The 16,274-nt window shown below is 67.6% G+C and carries 14 protein-coding genes; 11 read left to right on the forward strand and 3 right to left on the reverse strand.

The features are described from left to right. Positions 1–73: 73 nt before the first annotated feature. The 10 genes from B9C99_RS17065 to B9C99_RS17110 all read left to right on the forward strand — a co-directional run bounded on the left by B9C99_RS17065 (position 74) and on the right by B9C99_RS17110 (position 13,541). Entirely contained in the window at positions 74–988 is a 915-nt protein-coding gene (locus B9C99_RS17065) for a xanthine dehydrogenase family protein subunit M (protein ID WP_088898671.1), read from the forward strand. Continuing rightward, complete coding sequence (locus tag B9C99_RS17070) at positions 985–1,656, forward strand: (2Fe-2S)-binding protein (protein WP_088898672.1); 672 nt, start codon at positions 985–987, stop codon at positions 1,654–1,656. Before B9C99_RS17065 ends, B9C99_RS17070 begins: the two co-directional genes overlap by 4 nt. Beyond that, positions 1,653–4,181 (forward strand): aerobic carbon-monoxide dehydrogenase large subunit, encoded by a 2,529-nt coding sequence (gene cutA, locus B9C99_RS17075; RefSeq protein ID WP_088898673.1) that lies wholly within the window; start codon positions 1,653–1,655, stop codon positions 4,179–4,181. Before B9C99_RS17070 ends, cutA begins: the two co-directional genes overlap by 4 nt. After that, positions 4,178–4,837 carry a carbon monoxide dehydrogenase subunit G gene (locus tag B9C99_RS17080; protein ID WP_088898674.1) on the forward strand — a complete coding sequence of 220 codons (660 nt, stop codon included), beginning with the start codon at positions 4,178–4,180 and terminating at the stop codon, positions 4,835–4,837. The genes cutA and B9C99_RS17080 overlap by 4 nt, the downstream gene beginning before the upstream one ends. 195 nt (positions 4,838–5,032) lie before the next feature. After that, on the forward strand, positions 5,033–7,135 hold the full coding sequence (locus B9C99_RS17085) for a hydantoinase/oxoprolinase family protein (protein WP_088898675.1): 2,103 nt from the start codon (positions 5,033–5,035) through the stop codon (positions 7,133–7,135). Further along, positions 7,132–9,084 (forward strand): hydantoinase B/oxoprolinase family protein, encoded by a 1,953-nt coding sequence (locus B9C99_RS17090; protein WP_016692490.1) that lies wholly within the window; start codon positions 7,132–7,134, stop codon positions 9,082–9,084. Before B9C99_RS17085 ends, B9C99_RS17090 begins: the two co-directional genes overlap by 4 nt. Continuing rightward, a complete protein-coding gene (locus tag B9C99_RS17095; RefSeq protein ID WP_088898676.1) occupies positions 9,084–9,932 on the forward strand; it encodes an SDR family oxidoreductase in 849 nt (282 codons plus the stop codon). The genes B9C99_RS17090 and B9C99_RS17095 overlap by 1 nt, the downstream gene beginning before the upstream one ends. A 26-nt stretch (positions 9,933–9,958) precedes the next feature. Further along, positions 9,959–10,774 (forward strand): enoyl-CoA hydratase, encoded by an 816-nt coding sequence (locus B9C99_RS17100; protein ID WP_016692488.1) that lies wholly within the window; start codon positions 9,959–9,961, stop codon positions 10,772–10,774. Between the two features lie 57 nt (positions 10,775–10,831). Continuing rightward, positions 10,832–12,349: an acyl-CoA synthetase gene (locus B9C99_RS17105; protein ID WP_088898677.1), complete on the forward strand. Its 1,518-nt coding sequence runs from the start codon at positions 10,832–10,834 to the stop codon at positions 12,347–12,349. A gap of 40 nt (positions 12,350–12,389) precedes the next feature. After that, a complete protein-coding gene (locus B9C99_RS17110) occupies positions 12,390–13,541 on the forward strand; it encodes an acyl-CoA dehydrogenase family protein (RefSeq protein ID WP_088898678.1) in 1,152 nt (383 codons plus the stop codon). A gap of 26 nt (positions 13,542–13,567) precedes the next feature. Here the strand turns inward: B9C99_RS17110 and B9C99_RS17115 are convergent, their stop codons facing one another. After that, a complete protein-coding gene (locus B9C99_RS17115) occupies positions 13,568–14,407 on the reverse strand; it encodes an alpha/beta hydrolase (RefSeq protein ID WP_088898679.1) in 840 nt (279 codons plus the stop codon). Between the two features lie 198 nt (positions 14,408–14,605). Here B9C99_RS17115 and B9C99_RS17120 point away from each other — a divergent pair, with 198 nt between their 5' ends. Next, complete coding sequence (locus B9C99_RS17120; RefSeq protein ID WP_202399566.1) at positions 14,606–15,124, forward strand: hypothetical protein; 519 nt, start codon at positions 14,606–14,608, stop codon at positions 15,122–15,124. Positions 15,125–15,195: 71 nt separating this feature from the next. On the opposite strand, the gene B9C99_RS17125 is transcribed toward B9C99_RS17120, so the two are convergent. Then, positions 15,196–15,657, reverse strand: coding sequence for an acyl-CoA thioesterase (locus tag B9C99_RS17125; protein ID WP_216359308.1), 462 nt, complete (start codon positions 15,655–15,657; stop codon positions 15,196–15,198). Between the two features lie 111 nt (positions 15,658–15,768). Beyond that, on the reverse strand, positions 15,769–16,248 hold the full coding sequence (locus tag B9C99_RS17130) for a MarR family transcriptional regulator (protein ID WP_060650103.1): 480 nt from the start codon (positions 16,246–16,248) through the stop codon (positions 15,769–15,771). Between the last annotated feature and the right edge of the window lie 26 nt (positions 16,249–16,274).

The raw sequence follows: 16,274 nt of genomic DNA on the forward strand, positions 1-16,274 counted from the left end.
GACATTGTCGACCGGTGAGCTTTGTCACTTCTCCACGAAACGTCGATCGCACTATGCGGGCAGGATCTGTTCAATGAAACCGTCGCCACTCACCTATCACCGACCGCGGTCGATCGATGAAGCCTGCGAGATCCTCGCTGGGGTCGCGCACGAGGGCAAAGTGCTCGCCGGCGGCCAGTCACTGATTCCGCTGCTGTCGATGCGCCTGGCGGCACCGGCTCACCTCGTCGACATCGGCTCCATTCCGCGCCTCGATGCGATCTCCGCTTCGCCGGAACTCGGCGTCACCTTCGACGCGCTCACCACCCACGCAGCGCTCGAATCCGATCCGACGGTCGCGCAGGTCCAGCCCCTGCTGGGCCGCGCGCTCCGCCTGGTCGCACACCCGACCATCCGTAATCGCGGAACGACCGTCGGATCGATCGTCCACGCCGATCCGTCCGCGGAGATGCCGGCCGTGCTGTCGCTGCTCGGCGGAACGCTCACCGTCCGCTCGGTGCGCGGAGTCCGGCAGATCCCCGCCTCGGAGCTGTTCGCCGGCCCGCTCGAATCGACCCTCGAAGCCGACGAGATCGCGACCAGCGTGACGGTGCCGGCGGCGCGTCCGGGCACCGGCACCGCCATCGACGAGATCGCACGACGCCACGGCGACTACGCCCTCGTCGGCGTGGTCGCGCAGGTGGAGGTCGAGGACGGCGCGGTGACGTCCGCCCGGATGACCTACGTCTCCGCAGGAGAGCTCGGGCAGGTCGTCGACTACACCGACATCCTGCGCGGCGCCTCGGCGCGCGACGAGCGCGACCCGCTCTGGCAGCAGGTCGCGGAGAAGGCACGCGAGACCGTCGAGACGGAGGCGGACATCCACGCCACCGACCGCTACCGGTCGCAGCTGGTGGCGGCACTGACCGGCCGTGTCGGCTTCGCGGCGGCGCAGGACGCGATCCGTGACGACACACGGGTACCGATGCATACGGGAGGAAGTCGATGACGAGTTCGATCCACAAGGGTGGTCGCGACGCCTCGCGGCGGACCGTCGCCGAACAGGTCGACGAGATGCAGGCGGAGACCGGCGAGCACCACGTCGCCGTGACCTTCACTCTCAACGGCGTGACGCAGACGGTCGTGCTGCCCTCGCGCACGCTGGCATCGGACGCGATCCGTCATCACCTCCGCCAGACCGGCACCCACGTGGGATGCGAGCACGGTGTGTGCGGCGCGTGCACGGTGCTGCTCGACGGCAAGCCGGTGCGGTCGTGCCTCGTGCTCGCCGCGAGCCTCGAGGGCCGCTCGGTGACGACGGTCGAAGGGCTCGTCGAACCGGACGGCACCCTGCATCCCGTACAGGAGGCGTTCGTCGACTGTCACGGTCTGCAATGCGGTTTCTGCACACCGGGATTCGTCACCACGATCGCCGCCTTCCTCGAGGAGAACCAGTCGCCCACCCACGAGGAGGCGACCGAGGCGATCGCGGGCAATCTGTGCCGGTGCACGGGCTATCAGAACATCCGGGCGGCCGTGTTGCGCGCCGCCGAGATCAAACGTGAACGGTCCGGAGGCTCACCGCTCGGCCCCGACAGCGAGGCGGCCCGTGCCTCGCTCGACGCCAAGGTTCGCGGCACCACCGCTCCGGTCGGAGGAAAGGCAGGACGAGCATGACCAGTGTCTCCGATTCGCCCGTCTCCAACTCCACCTCGACGAGCACGACGACCGACCTCGCTCCCGCCGACATCGGCGGTGCCACCGAGTCGGGCAAGTCGTTCGGCAAGCCCATCCCACGCGTCGAGGACAACCGGCTCGTCAGCGGCAACGGTCGCTATCTCGACGACCTCGGGCACGGCGCTCTCGCTGCGGCCTTCGTCCGGTCGCCGCACGCCCACGCTCGCATCCTCGACATCGCCGTCGACGCGGCGCTCGAACTGCCGGGCGTGCACGCCATCTACACCTACGACGATCTCGAGGCCGACTCGCCCGAGATGGCCGAGAACCTCCCGCTGCTCATCCCGCACCCCGCGATCACCGCTCCGCGCAACGGATATCCGCTCGCGAAGGACGAGGTGAACCATGTCGGTGAGGCGATCGTGATGGTCGTCGCCGACAACCGGTACATTGCCGAGGACGCCTGCGCGCTGATCGACATCACCTACGAGGCACTTCCGGCCGTGGTCGGTGTCGACACCGCACGCAACGCCGAGCACGTCGTCCACCCGGATGTGCCCGACAACGTCGCGGCGCATCTCCAGCACGGTTTCGGCGACATCGAGGCGGAACTCGCCGCGGCACCGCACACGCTGACCCTCGACCTCGAGATCGAGCGTTCGGCGTCGATGCCGATGGAGGGCAAGGGCGTCTACGCACGCTGGGACGACGACGAGAAGGCGCTGACCTTCTGGACGTCCACCCAGACCTCGACCTCCGCCCGCGCCGCGATCGCAGCGCGACTGGGCATGGCGCACAACAAGGTCCACTGCATCGCCCCCGACGTCGGTGGCGGTTTCGGTGTGAAGATCGTCCACCCGTGGCCCGAGGAGGTCATGGTCACCTGGGCCGCGCGCAAGCTGGGACAGGCCGGGATCTCCAACGAGGTCAAGTGGGTCGAGGACCGGCGCGAACATTTCGTCTCCAGCGCCCACGAGCGCGGGCAGATCCACGAGGTCACCGTCGGGTTCGACGACGACGGCCGGTTGCTGGCCTTCGACTTCTCGATCTGGCACGACAACGGCGCCTACCTGCCGTACGGAATCATCGTGCTGCTCAACACCTCCACCCAGGTACTCGGCCCCTACAAGCCGCGCGCCTTCCGGGTGGACGCCTACTCGCTGTACACCAACACGGTCATCGTCACGCCCTATCGCGGCGCGGGACGGCCCCAGGCGGTGTTCGCGATGGAACGGGCGATGGACGCCATCGCCAAGCATCTCGGCAGGGATGTCCTCGAGGTCCGCGAGACCAACTTCATCCGCCCCGAGGAGATGCCCTACGACTTCCATCTGATCTTCCAGGACGGTCGCCCGCTCATCTACGACAGCGGTGACTACCAGGCCGGGATGGACAAGCTCAGGAAGCTCATCGGCTGGGACGAGTTCGCGGGGTACAAGGAACGCGCCCGCGCCGAGGGCCGACGCGTCGGCATCGGTGTGGGAGCGTACGTCGAGGGCACGGGACCGGGCCCGTACGAGGGCGCACACGTGCTCATCGAGACCTCGGGCAAGGTCAAGGCCGCCACAGGCCTGACGACTCAGGGCCAGGGGCACCAGACCTCCTTCGCACAGATCGTCGCGGACGATCTCGGTGTGCCGGTCTCCGACGTCGAGATCGTCACCGGCGACACCCGTCGATTCGGTTACGCGGTCGGCACGTTCGCCTCGCGCGGTGCCGTGATGTCCGGTTCCGCCTTCCATGTCGCCGCGCAGATGGTGGCGGAGAAGGCGAAGAAGATCGCCGCGGACCACCTCCACGCCGACGTCGCCGATCTCGAACTGTGCGAGGGGCACGTGTGCGTGGTGGGCACCGAACCCGGCGCCGAGGGCACCTCGATCCCGCTCGGTGTCGTGGCCGTGCTGTCGAACCCGCTCCGCTACGCCTTCGACGATGCGTCCCGCCGCGCAACGGGATTCGCGAACGCCGAGACCGACATGTCGGTGCCGCCCGTCCTCGAGGGTGAGCAGCCCGGCCTCGAGGCGACCGGCTACTATTCGCCGCCCACGTCGACGTTCGCATCGGGAATCCACGCGGCGATCGTCGAGACCGATCCCGTCACCGCCGAGATCCGGGTGCTCCGGTACGCGGTGGTGCACGACTGCGGCAACGTCATCAACCCGCGCATCGTCGAGGGCCAGGTGCAAGGCGCGGTCGCGCAGGGCATCGGCGGCGCGCTCTACGAGAAGATCGTCTACGACGAGCACGGGCAGATGCTCAACGCGTCGTACATGGACTTCCTCATGCCTTTCGTGACGGAGATGCCCGACTCCCTCGAGATGGACCACACCGTCACCCCGTCCACGCTCAATCCTCTCGGAATGAAGGGCGCCGGCGAGGCCGGTGTCATCCCCACCTCGGCGGTGATCGCCGCGGCCGTCGAGGACGCGGAGGGCATCCCGATCACCAGCATGCCGATTTCCCCCTCGGAGTTGTTCGAGCTGCGTCTGACCCACGCGGCGTCCCGAAACAAGGAGAACGAATGAGAATCGCCGGTACCGCGCAACTGCAGGCACCCCCCGACGTGGTGTACGACAGCCTGCAGGACGGCCGTGTTCTCGCGGCGACGATCCCGGGCGTGCAGTCGCTCGAGCAGATCAGCGACAACCACTACAAGCTGTCCATCACCGCCGGGGTGGCCTCCATCAAGGGCACCTACGACGGGGAAGTGGTGCTGTCGCAGCAGAATCGTCCCGAATCGTTCGTCATGACGGCCTCGGGCTCCGGTGCTCCGGGAACGGTCAAGGCCGACGTGGCGGTGCGTCTCGAAGAACGTGACGGCGGTACCGTGCTCACCTACGACGCGGACGCGGTCGTCGGCGGCATGGTCGGGGGCGTCGGGCAGCGGATGATCACCGGTGTCGCGAAGAAGATGGCCGGCGTGTTCTTCAACGGCATCGACGGCGTGATCGCCAACGGTCTGCCGTCGGCACCGAGTGTGGCCGAACCCGCAGCTGTGGCGACCGTGAACGGAGCCGAGGTGGCCGAGGTCGCGGGTGTGAGGACCACCGCGCTGCCCGCGGCAGCTGCACCGGCACCGGCCGGAACGCCTTCGGCAGCAACGGTTCTGCTGTCCGCAGGAGTGGGCGCCGGTATCGCGCTGGCGGGCGTCGCCCTGGGGGCGATCCTCGCCCGACGCTGACCTTCTCGTCGAATATTCACGGCACCCCCGGGCCATCACGGCCCGGGGGTGCCGTCGTCTGCAGGGGCAGGTGCACGAACCCCGAACTCCGGGCGACGAGTTCGGCGAGATGTGACAAAGAAACACCGCCGCTCAGGGGGTGGAATGTCATCAGACGTCAGGTGGGACACCGGCGAGACGAACCCAGGAGGAAACATGGGATCCAGGAAGATTCGGGTCGGCATCGATACCGGCGGAACATTCACGGACGTGGTCGCGGTGGACGACGAGTCCGGTGCCATCGTCACCACGAAGACTCCGTCGACACCGCAGGATCCGGCCATCGGTTTCCTCGCCGGTATCGAGAAGGTCCTCGCGCAGCTCGGTGAGACCGGCGACGCGATCGACGCCGTCAGCCACGGCACCACCGTCGCGACCAACAAGCTCCTCGAGGGCAAGGTCGGCACCCTCGGATTCATCACCACCGAGGGCTACGAACACGTCCTCGAGATCGCCCGCCAGTCGGTCCCCGACGGCTACGGCAACTCCTACTTCTGGGTCAAGCCCGACCGCATCGTGCCGGCCGACCGCGTCCGCACCATTCGCGGCCGTCTCTCTTACGACGGCAGCGAGATCCGTCCCCTGAACGAGGACGACGTCCGCGCCGCCGCCCGCTTCTTCAAGGACCGCGAGATCCTCACCGTCGGCGTGTGCCTGATGCACTCCTACGCCAACCCCGAGCACGAGCGCCGCGTCCGCGACATCCTCATGGAGGAGTACCCGGAGGCGACGGTGAGCATCTCGAGCGAGGTGCTGCGCGAGTACCGCGAGTACGAGCGGTCCATCACGACCCTCGTCGACGCCGCGGTCAAGCCCAACATCCGCAACTACGTCAACAACATCGCGAACCGTCTGCGCGAGTTCTCCTCCGCCGAGGGCGAGCAGCGCGACATCCCGTTCTACGTGATGAAGTCGAACGGCGGCGTGCTCTCGGCCAAGGAGGTCGTGCACCAGCCGATCACCACCGTGCTCTCCGGCCCCGCGGCCGGTGCCCTGGGTGCGGCCCTGATCGCCGGTGTCGCCGGTGTCGACCAGGTGCTGACCTGCGACGGTGGCGGCACGTCCACGGACGTCACCGTGGTCGTCGGCGGCGAGCCGGCCCTCACCACGGAAGGTCGCGTGGGTGTCTACCCGTCCAAGATCCCGATGATCGACGTGGTGACCGTCGGTGCCGGTGGCGGCTCCATCGCATGGATGACCCCCGAGGGCACCCTGCGCGTCGGCCCGCAGTCGGCCGGCGCCGATCCCGGACCCCTGTGCTACGGCAAGGGCGGCAACGAGCCGACCATCACCGACGCCCACGTCCTGCTCGGCCGCATCCCTCCCCACCTGCTCGGCGGTGAGATCCCGCTCGACACCGAACTCGCCCGCAAGGGCGTCGAGGAGCTCGCGCACCGTCTCGGCCTCGAGTTCGAGGCGTGCGCCACGGGCATCCTCGAGGTGTCGGCCTGGAACCAGGCCAACGCGCTGCGGCAGATCACCGTCAAGCGCGGTCTCGACGTCCGCGACTTCACCCTGGTGACCTTCGGTGGCTCCGGTTCGCTGCTGGCCTGCCGCCTCGTCGACATCCTCGGTCTCAAGGACGTCCTCGTGCCGCTCGAGCCCGGCAACGTCTCGGCCTTCGGGCTGCTCACCGTCGACGTCCGCAACGACTACGTGCAGACGCACGTCAGCCGCCACGACCGGTTGGAGATCGACGAGCTGCAGGCCGGACTCGACGCCCTCGCGGCCGAGGCCGAACGTGCCCTGGAGGACGAGGGATTCGGACCCGACCAGCGGCAGTACGCCCGCTCGGCGGACCTGCGCTACTTCGGTCAGGCCTTCGAGGTGCGTGTGCCGGTCGGCGACGGCCCCATCACCCAGGAACTGATGGACGAGGCGGCCGAACGCTTCCACCAGGCCCATCGCGAGCTCTACGGTTACGACTTCCGCAACGATCCCCACCAGCACGTGGAATGGGTCAACCTCCGCGTCAGCGGCATCGGACCCATCAAGCGACCGGAACTCGCCGAGATCGCACCGGGCACGGGTGCGGACGCCGCTCTCACCGGCACCCGCGAGGCGTACTTCGACGAGTGGGTCACCACCCGCGTGTACGACCGCGCCCGCCTCGGCGCCGGCGACGAACTCGAAGGTCCCGCCGTGATCGAGGAATTCAGCTCGACCATTCCGGTCCACCCCGGATTCCGCGCTCGCATCGACTCTTTCGGCAACATCCGCCTCACCAAGACATCCGACTCGAACGGAGCCACCCGATGACTGCGACTCTCGAACCCGCCGCGGCCACGACGCGCAAGCCCTTCCGGCTGACCGACGCTTCGGGCACCGCTCCCGATCCGGTGCTCGTCGAGATCGTCGCCGGTTACCTCGCCAGCGTCGAGATGGAGGTGGAGACCTCCATCTCCCGGACCTCACGCTCGCCGATGATCCGCGACGCCCACGACTTCCGCGCCGGCATCCACGACCGCAACCTGCGCAAGCTCACCGGTCGGTCGTACTCGGCGCTCGTGCATCCGGTGGCGCGTGACTTCCCGCTCGAGACGATGAAGCCCGGCGACGTCTTCTTCCACAACGACGTCTACCTCTCCGAAGGCGGCATCGGCCACCTCCCCGACCTGTGCGTCACCGTCCCGGTCTTCGCGACCCGCCCCGGCGACACCGAGCCCTCGGTGGTCGCGTTCGTGCAGGCCTTCGGCCACCACGACGACATCGGCGGTTGCTGCCCCGGCTCCATGCCCTCGGGTGCGACCACGGTGTACGAGGAGGGACTGATGGTCCCGCCGATCAAGCTGTGGGACCAGGGCGTTCCGAACGAGGCGGCGCTGCGGATCATGACCCGCAACTCCCGCATGCCCGACTCGCTCGCCGCCGACCTCGACGCCGAGTGCTCGGCGTGCCTCATGGGTGCACGCCGGCTGTCGGAGCTGTTCGAGCGCTACGGTGTCGAGACCGTCGAGGCCTGCTTCGACGCGATCCTCGACGCCACCACCGAGACGTACCGCCGCGAGATCCTCAGCAAGATCCCGGTGGGCACGTACACCTGGGAGGACTACGCCGAGCACGACGGTGTGGACGAGCCCATGCTCCACGTGCAGCGCATCACCCTCACCAAGACCTCCCCGGAGGACGAGGGCGGCGAGCGTCTGATCCTGGACTTCAACGGAACCGGTCCGCAGGCGAAGGGGCCGATCAACCACTGCGGTGACTACGCCGACGGCAACTTCCTCATCAAGTGGCTGGCGCCGATCCTCCGCAACCTGGCCGACACCCCGGACCGCATGGCGGAACTGGACGTCAACGAAGGTGTCGTGCCGCTGATCGAGATGAAGTTCCCGGAGCCGGGCACGCTCATCACGCCGATCTTCCCCGCTCCCACCAACGCTCGCACGTTCGTGATCCTGCGTCTGCTCGGTGTGCTCTCCGGTGTGGTCGCCAAGGCGGTCGACGGCAACATGCCCGCCGACCAGGAGACCATCCGCTACACCGGTGTGTACGGCGAGGACTTCGACGGCCACTCGTACCTCATGCGTGAGGTGCTCGGCGGTGGTTCCGGCGGCCGGCACTACGCCGACGGCGAGGACACCATCCACGTGGTGCCCGACTCGCGGAACCTGCCCACCGAGTTCACCGAGAGCCGCTTCCCGTTCATCGTCGAGAAGCTGGGTCTGGCAATCGATTCCGGTGGAGCCGGTCGCTACCGCGGCGGTCTCGGCTACGAGAAGCACATCCGCATGCTCAAGGACGCGAACTTCATGTCCATCGCGGACCGTTCGATCCTCGCGTGCTGGGGTGTCAAGGGCGGCAAGGCCGGCAAGCCGTTCTCCGTCACCCTCGATCCCGGCGGCCCGAACGAGCGCGAGTTCGACGCCCTCACGGACGCCGAGCCGATCAAGGCCGGCGAGACGGTGCGTATCCGCACCACCGGCGGCGGTGGCTGGGGCGACCCGCTCGATCGTCCGATCGACGAGGTGGTCCGGGACGTGCTGTGGCGCAAGGTGTCCGTCGAGGGTGCCCGCGACGACTACGGCGTGATCCTGAAGGACACCTCGGCCGACGAGCCCGTCGCCGACGTCGAGGCCACCGAGGCGCTGCGTGCGCAGATGCGCGCCGAGCGCGGCGAGGAAGAGCCCTTCTTCGACCGCGGTCCCGGTTACGCCCGCCTGTCGGGTGGTGCCGAGTTCGCCGAGTACGACTTCATCGGCAACTGATGTCGACGACGGCCCATCTCTCCCGCGGCACCGATCTCGCAGTGATCGGTGCCGCGGGGAAGACCGGAACGGCTGTCGTCGAGGCGCTGGAGACAGCAGACACGACCCCCGTCCGCCGAGTGGTGCACACCGCTCGGCAGGCGGGGGATCGTGCTGTCGACCTCGAGACGGGTGCCGGGCTCGTCGACGCTCTGTCGGGTTGCCGCGGTGTCTACTTCATCGCCCCGAACATGCACCCGGCCGAGCCGGCGCTGTTCGAGCGGTTCCTCGAGGCGGTGGCCGAGGCCGGGGTGGAGCACGTCGTCTACCACTCCGTCGCCTGGCCGTACACGCCGGCGATGCCGCACCACCTCGACAAGGCGCGCTGCGAGGACATCCTGCATGCCTCCGGGGTGCGGTGGACCGTGCTGCAGCCCTGCGCGTACACGGAGAACTTCGCGGCCGTGCTCGACGGGTCGGTCGACGCACTCGACGTCCCCTACGACCCCGACGCGCCGTTCTCGTTCGTCGCCCTGTCGGACGTCGCGGCGGTGGCGGCCCGTGTCCTCGTCGAGGGTGCGGACGTCCACCACGGCGCCACCTACGAGCTCGGGGGACCGGACGCGGTGAGTGTGCGGGAGCTGTGCGCGATCGCCGGGCGGTCGGTGGAGATCGAGCAGGTGTCCGTCCCGGTGTGGATGGAGCGCCACGGCCGCGACCTGCCCGCGGATACCCGGGAGCGTCTGGCGGCGATGTTCGGCTTCTACGACGATCACGGCTTCGTCGCCGGGAGTGCCGTCACGGCGGTGCTGCTCGGGCGGGAGCCTGCCCGCGTCGCGGATCTCGTCTCGTCGATGCCGCGCCGGTAACTCGCGGGTGGTGTAGGAAAGGGAACGTGACGGATCGCTCTGCGGACGGCCCCGACGCCGTCGACACCCTGCCCCCGCCCGTACTCATCGCTGTCGACGAGGCCAGCGGTATCGGGGTACTCACCCTCGACCGCCCGAAGCAGCGCAACCCGCTGTCGGTGGAGACGATGCGCGAGGTCATCGCCGGTCTGACGGCGCTTGCGGCCGACTCGAAGGTGATCGTGGTCCGCGCCGAGGGCCCGGTGTTCTCGGCCGGGCACGACCTGCGGCAGATGATCGGACGCACGCTCGACGAGGAACGCGCGATCTTCGAGACGTGCAACGAGATGATGCGGACCGTGCAGTCGATCCCTCAACCGGTGATCGCATCGGTGCAGGGCACGGCGCTCGCGGCGGGATGCCAACTCGTCGCGTCGTGCGATCTCGCCGTCGCTGCCGGCGACGCCCGCTTCGGCACCCCGGGTGTGCGGATCGGGTTGTTCTGCTCCACGCCGATGGTCGCGGTCAGCCGCGCGATCGGACGCAAGAGGGCGCTGCAGATGCTGCTGACCGGCGACACCATCGACGCGCAGACCGCCGCCGACTGGGGCCTGGTGAACTACGTCGTCGAACCGGAGACGCTCGAGACCGCGACCACCGAGCTCGCCCTGAAGATCGCCACGTCGTCCCCCGCGACGATGCGGATCGGCAAGGAGGCGTTCTACCGGCAGATCGATCTGCCGCAGGAGACCGCCTATGCCGCGATGGCCGAGACGATGGCGTCGAACGCGATGATCGACGACGCGCAGGAAGGGATGACGGCCTTCCTCGAGAAGCGCGCGCCGGTCTGGAAAGGGCGCTGATCCCGAGCGATCGCTAAGTCTGGACTAGTTGGTTGGACGTCCTATAAAGTTCGCTGCATGACCCCCGATCCGCGTCAGAGCACCGTCGACGGCATCCTCCACCGCACCGCCGCGCGCTACCCCGCCCGCGTCGCGCTCCGCTTCGGCGACCGGCAATTCACCTACCGGGAACTCGACGACGCCGTCACCCGCGCCGCCGCGCATCTGCTCTCGTTGGGCCTGTCCCAGGGCGACCGCGTGGCCGCCTACGGCACCAACTCCGACGGTTACGCGATCGGATATCTCGCCGCTGCCCGCGCCGGGTTGGTGCACGTGCCGATCAACTACGCGCTGCGCGGTGAGGAATTGTCGTACCTGCTCGGCCAGTCGGGGGCGAAGGCCGTGCTCGTCGACCCGGCGCTGCGGGACAATCTCGACGCCGTCCTGGCCGACGTACCGGCCGAGACCGTCGTCCCGCTCCGCGACGCCGACGACTCCCTGGTGGCGGTTGCGCAGACCGGCGACGTGCCGACGCTCGACGTCGCGGTGGCCGACACCGACCTCGTCCAGCTCCTCTACACCTCGGGCACGACGTCGAAACCCAAGGGCGCCATGATGACCCACCGGGCGCTCACCTTCGAATACATGTCGTCGATCGAGGCGCTCGACCTGTCGGCCGGTGACGACCCGCTCGTGTGCATGCCGCTCTATCACTCCGCCGCGATGCACGTCTTCCTCATCCCGTACTTCGCGGTCGGCGCGACCGTGCGGCTGCTGCCGGCACCCGACGTCGCCGAGATTCTCCGGCTGGTGGAGGAGGAGCGCATCGGATCGCTGTTCCTCGCCCCGACCGTGTGGGTGCCGCTGACCAACCACCCCGACCTCGACACGCGCGACCTGTCGTCGCTGCGCAAAGCGCAGTACGGGGCGTCGATCATGCCGGTCACCGTCCTCGAGCGACTCCGCGGACGCTACCCCGAGCTCGGCTTCTACAACTGCTTCGGGCAGTCCGAGATCGGTCCGCTCGCCACCGTCCTTCGTCCCGAGGAGCACGACGCGCGTCCCGCCTCGTGTGGCCGGGCGGTACTGTTCGTCGAGACCCGCGTCGTCGACGCCGACGGCAACGACGTTCCCGACGGCGAACCCGGCGAGATCCTGTACCGCTCACCGCAACTGTGCCTCGGCTACTGGGAGAACCCCACCGCGACCGAGGAGGCCTTCCGCGACGGCTGGTTCCACTCCGGCGACCTCGTCACCCGCGACGCCGAAGGCTTCATCACCGTCGTCGACCGCATCAAGGACGTCATCAACACCGGCGGCATCCTCGTCGCCTCGCGTGAGGTCGAGGACGCGATCTACACGCACCCCGCCGTCGCCGAGGTCGCGGTGATCGGCACTCCGGACGAGAAGTGGATCGAAGCGGTGACCGCGGTGGTCGTCCTCAAGGACGGTCACGAACTCGACGAGCCCACCTTGATCGACCACGTCAAGCAGCGCCTCGCGCCGTTCAAGGTGCCCAAGGCCGTTCGCTTCGTCGACGTCCTGCCGCGTAACCAGAGCGGCAAGCTCCTCAAGCGCGAACTGCGCGGATCCTGATCACTCCGAACCGAACACTGCGAAAAGGAATCCGAACCCGATGCCGAAGAAGCACGTCGCCTCCTGGTACGACGACGAGGTCTCTGCCGTCTACGATCTCGCGCGCGAGTTCTTCGATCGCGAGGTCATGGGCAAGGCCGAGAAGTGGGATTCGCAGCGTCGTATCGATCGTGAGGTGTGGCTCGAGGCCGGCAAGCTCGGTCTGCTGTGCTGCTCGATCCCCGAGGAGTACGGCGGGGGCGGTGGCACCTTCGCGCACGACCTCGCGGTGTTCGACGCGCAGGGCTATTCCGGCGATCTCGCGTTCGGCAACTCCGTGCACAGCGGCATCGTCGCGCACTACATCCTCGAGTACGGCAACGAGGAGCAGAAGAAGACGTGGCTGCCGGGCATGGCCACCGGCGAGATCCTCGGCGCCATCGGCATGACCGAACCCGGCGCGGGCTCGGATCTCAAAGCGATCAAGACCACCGCGGTGCGCGACGGCGACCACTACGTCGTCAACGGCTCGAAGACCTTCATCACCAACGGTTCCTCGGCCGACGTCATCGTCCTCGCCGTCAAGACCGACCCGAAGGCCGGCGCCAAGGGCGTGTCGCTGCTCATCGTGGATCTCCGCGACACCCCGGGCTTCTCGGTGGGACGCGTCCTCGACAAGGTCGGTCAGCATGCCGCCGACACATCCGAACTGTCGTTCGTCGACGTGCGTGTGCCCGTGACGAACCTGCTCGGCGAGACCGAAGGTCTCGGCTTCGGTCAGCTCATGGCGCAGCTCGTGCAGGAACGACTGATCATCGGTGCGCAGGCCGCCGGCGCGATGGACCGGGCCGTCGAGGAGACCGTTCGCTACACCAAGGCGCGACAGGCCTTCGGGCACAGCCTGTTCGAGTTCCAGAACACGGCTTTCGAACTCGCCGAGTGCCAGACCATCGCCCGCACCTGCCGCATCTTCCTCGACCACTGCATCGAGCAGCACCTGAAGGGCCAACTCGACCCGTCCGACGCTGCGATGGTCAAGTACTGGCTGACCGACAAACAGTGCGAGGTCATCGACCGATGCGTGCAGCTGCACGGCGGCTACGGCTACATGCGTGAATACCTCATCGCGCGGATGTACGAGGACGCCCGCGTCCAGCGGATCTACGCCGGCGCGAACGAGGTCATGAAGCAGATCATCGCGCGGGCGCTGTAACCGCTCGTTTCCGGATGTGGGATGTCTCAGCCGGCAGTGGCGGTCAGAAACTCTTCGATTGCCGCGGTGAGTTTCTCGGGCTGGTCTTCGGCCAGCAAGGTGTAGCTGTCGTCGATTTCGACCAGTCGCGCGTCGAGGAAGGCTTCGGCGAGGCGTCGCCCATGATCGCGGGGCATCATGCGATCCTCGGTGGCCCACACGACGAGCACCGGCCCGGAGAACTGCGCCGCTTTCGCAGCGATCTCGAGCAGTTGTTGCTTGGGCGGCGCAGAGGGTGCGTACTTGGCCAGATCACGCCGGATGTTCCGGTCGACGGTGGCCGGACGGAACCAGGCGTCCATGACGGGTCCGGGTACCGGACGTTTGCTCATCCAGCCCCAGGTTCCGGGGCCTCGCCGTCCGAGTTTCGTGCCGAGCACGGCCATGAGCACGCGTACCCCGCCCGGAATCCTGACCAGCGGCAGGAGCGGTTTGACCGGGCCGGGTGGGTAATTGTCGAATGCCTCGCACGCGGCGAGCACGAGTCGCGAGACCCGTTCGGGATTCGACACGGCGAGGAAGGCCTGGGCACCGCCCCAATCGTTCTGGATCAGCGTGACGTCACGCAGGTCGAGGGCATCGAGGAACTCCCCGATGAGATGGCCCATTCCGACGAGGGTGAGGTCTGCCTCCGGACGCATCGGTATGCGGTGCGAGCCGAGAGGCCAGGTCGGCACGATGCAGCGGTAGGTGCCGCGGAGTTGTTCGACGACGTGCCGCCACCCGGTTCCGTCCATCAGAAGGCCGTGGATGAACACGAGAACCGGTCCGGTACCGCCGGTGTCCTCGTACTCGATCGTCCCTGCCGAAAGCCCGATGTCGAACACGCGATCCCCCTTCGCGTCGAGTGGTCGAGATGTTTCCACAGCTCCGCGCCGCTCGCCGGGATTTCGCGCATCCGGCAGACATATTCGTCGAATAGAACTTCTTCAGCCGGGATCGCTTTCAGTGAAATCCGCCCGCAGAAACCGGGGGTACGTCAAGATCACATGAATTCCGTTATCTGACGACAGTAAGGACCACCGATGCGACATCGCGCCCGTGCTGCAGTGATCACCACCTTTGTTGTCCCTGCGGCTGTAGTGATCCCAGGAGTAGCAGGAGCAGCGGAGGCCGAGGACGTTCGGTACTCGTTCTCCGTCGACGGCACGAGCGTGACCAACACCATCGTCAACAACACCGGCGAGGAGTTGATCTGCTCGACTTCTCTCGGCAACGCACCGGACGGGATACTGCCCCCGGTCTGGGAAGTCGTCGGAGCCGGACAGTCCCTCTACGAGCAGGGGCCGGTAGCGCCGGGAACCAGCACGCAGGTCATTGCGGACGTACCTGCCGGCTCCTATGTCGCGTTGGCGTCGTGCGGGAACGCTGATTCCACCGCGATGTGGGCCTCGGACTATCCCGGTATCGAAGAAATCCTCGCGCTGTTCCCGCTCACGTCCTTCGCGGTCGAGCAGGGAGCCACGGTCGTCACAGTTCCCGCTGAGACACCCGCCGTACCCGTACAACAATCGCCGTCCTTCGGCAGCAGTCAACCCGAATGATGTCCTGACAGAGCACTTTTCGAGCACTGACGGTTGATCGCGACTCGACGGCGGGTGCGTGCGGCCCTACCTCACCACGGGCGGCTGGTGGTGAGGAACTTCGCCATCTCCTGACTCTGCGCGCGGTGCATGCGGCGGTGTTCCGCTCGCTCGTCACCGGACTCGTTGAGCTTGCGTTCCTCGTCGGACTCGGGCAGCACCGGTGGCACCTGCATGGGGCGGCCGCCGTCGTCGACCGCGACGAAGGTGAGGAAGGCGGTCGCGGCGATGCGTCGCTCACCGCTGCGCAGATCCTCGGCGGTGACCTTGACGAAGACCTCCATCGAGCTGCGTCCGGTCCAGGTCACGAACGATTCGAGGCACACCGAATCGGACGGGCGAACGGGTTCGAGGAAGGCCACGGAGTCGGTCGACGCCGTCACAACCGACGCGCGACTGTGACGTGTCGCCGAGATCGACGCGGTCATGTCGATGTCGCTCATCAGCTTCCCGCCGAACAACGTGTTGTGGTCGTTGACGTCGTTGGGAAACACCCTGCTGGTCTTGACGACTCGTGATTCTCGGCAAGGTTTGGCCTGCACGCCGAAGGTCCTTTCGTAGATCGTGCTCGCGGCGGGATCTCCGTCGGATGCACCTCTACAAGCCTACGACTGCTGCGCGGAAATCGGCGCAGGCCTGGTGTGATACTCGACAATCCTGGTCAGCATCGCGGTGAGCTGTGCGCGTTCGGCTGCGTCGAGGGGAGCGAACGCCTCGTCCTGCGCCGCGGTGAGCATCCGGTCGAGATCGAACAGTCGTCGGCGCCCGCGCTGGGGGAGGGTGATGATGTTGCGTCGCCGATCGGTGGGGTCGGCGGCGCGTACGACGAAACGACGGTCGACGAGTGCGTCGACGGCGGCGGCGACGTCGCTGCGATCGAGGCCGCAGCGACGGGCGAGGTCGATCTGACTGGACGGACCGTATTCCTCGAGGGCGGCCAGGATCCGGTAGTGGTGACCGCGGGCATCGGCGGAGTCGAGGCGATCGAACACGACGCGATGCACGTGTCGCGCCGCCTGGGTCATCAGATAGCTCGGGAGGTGTCCGAGCCGATCGGGGCCGGCCGCGTCGTGGGTGGCGGACATGTGACCGAGTCTACGAGGACGGGCGC

This window comes from Rhodococcus sp. BUPNP1, assembly GCF_002215235.1.
Classification (GTDB): Bacteria; Actinomycetota; Actinomycetes; order Mycobacteriales; family Mycobacteriaceae; genus Rhodococcus.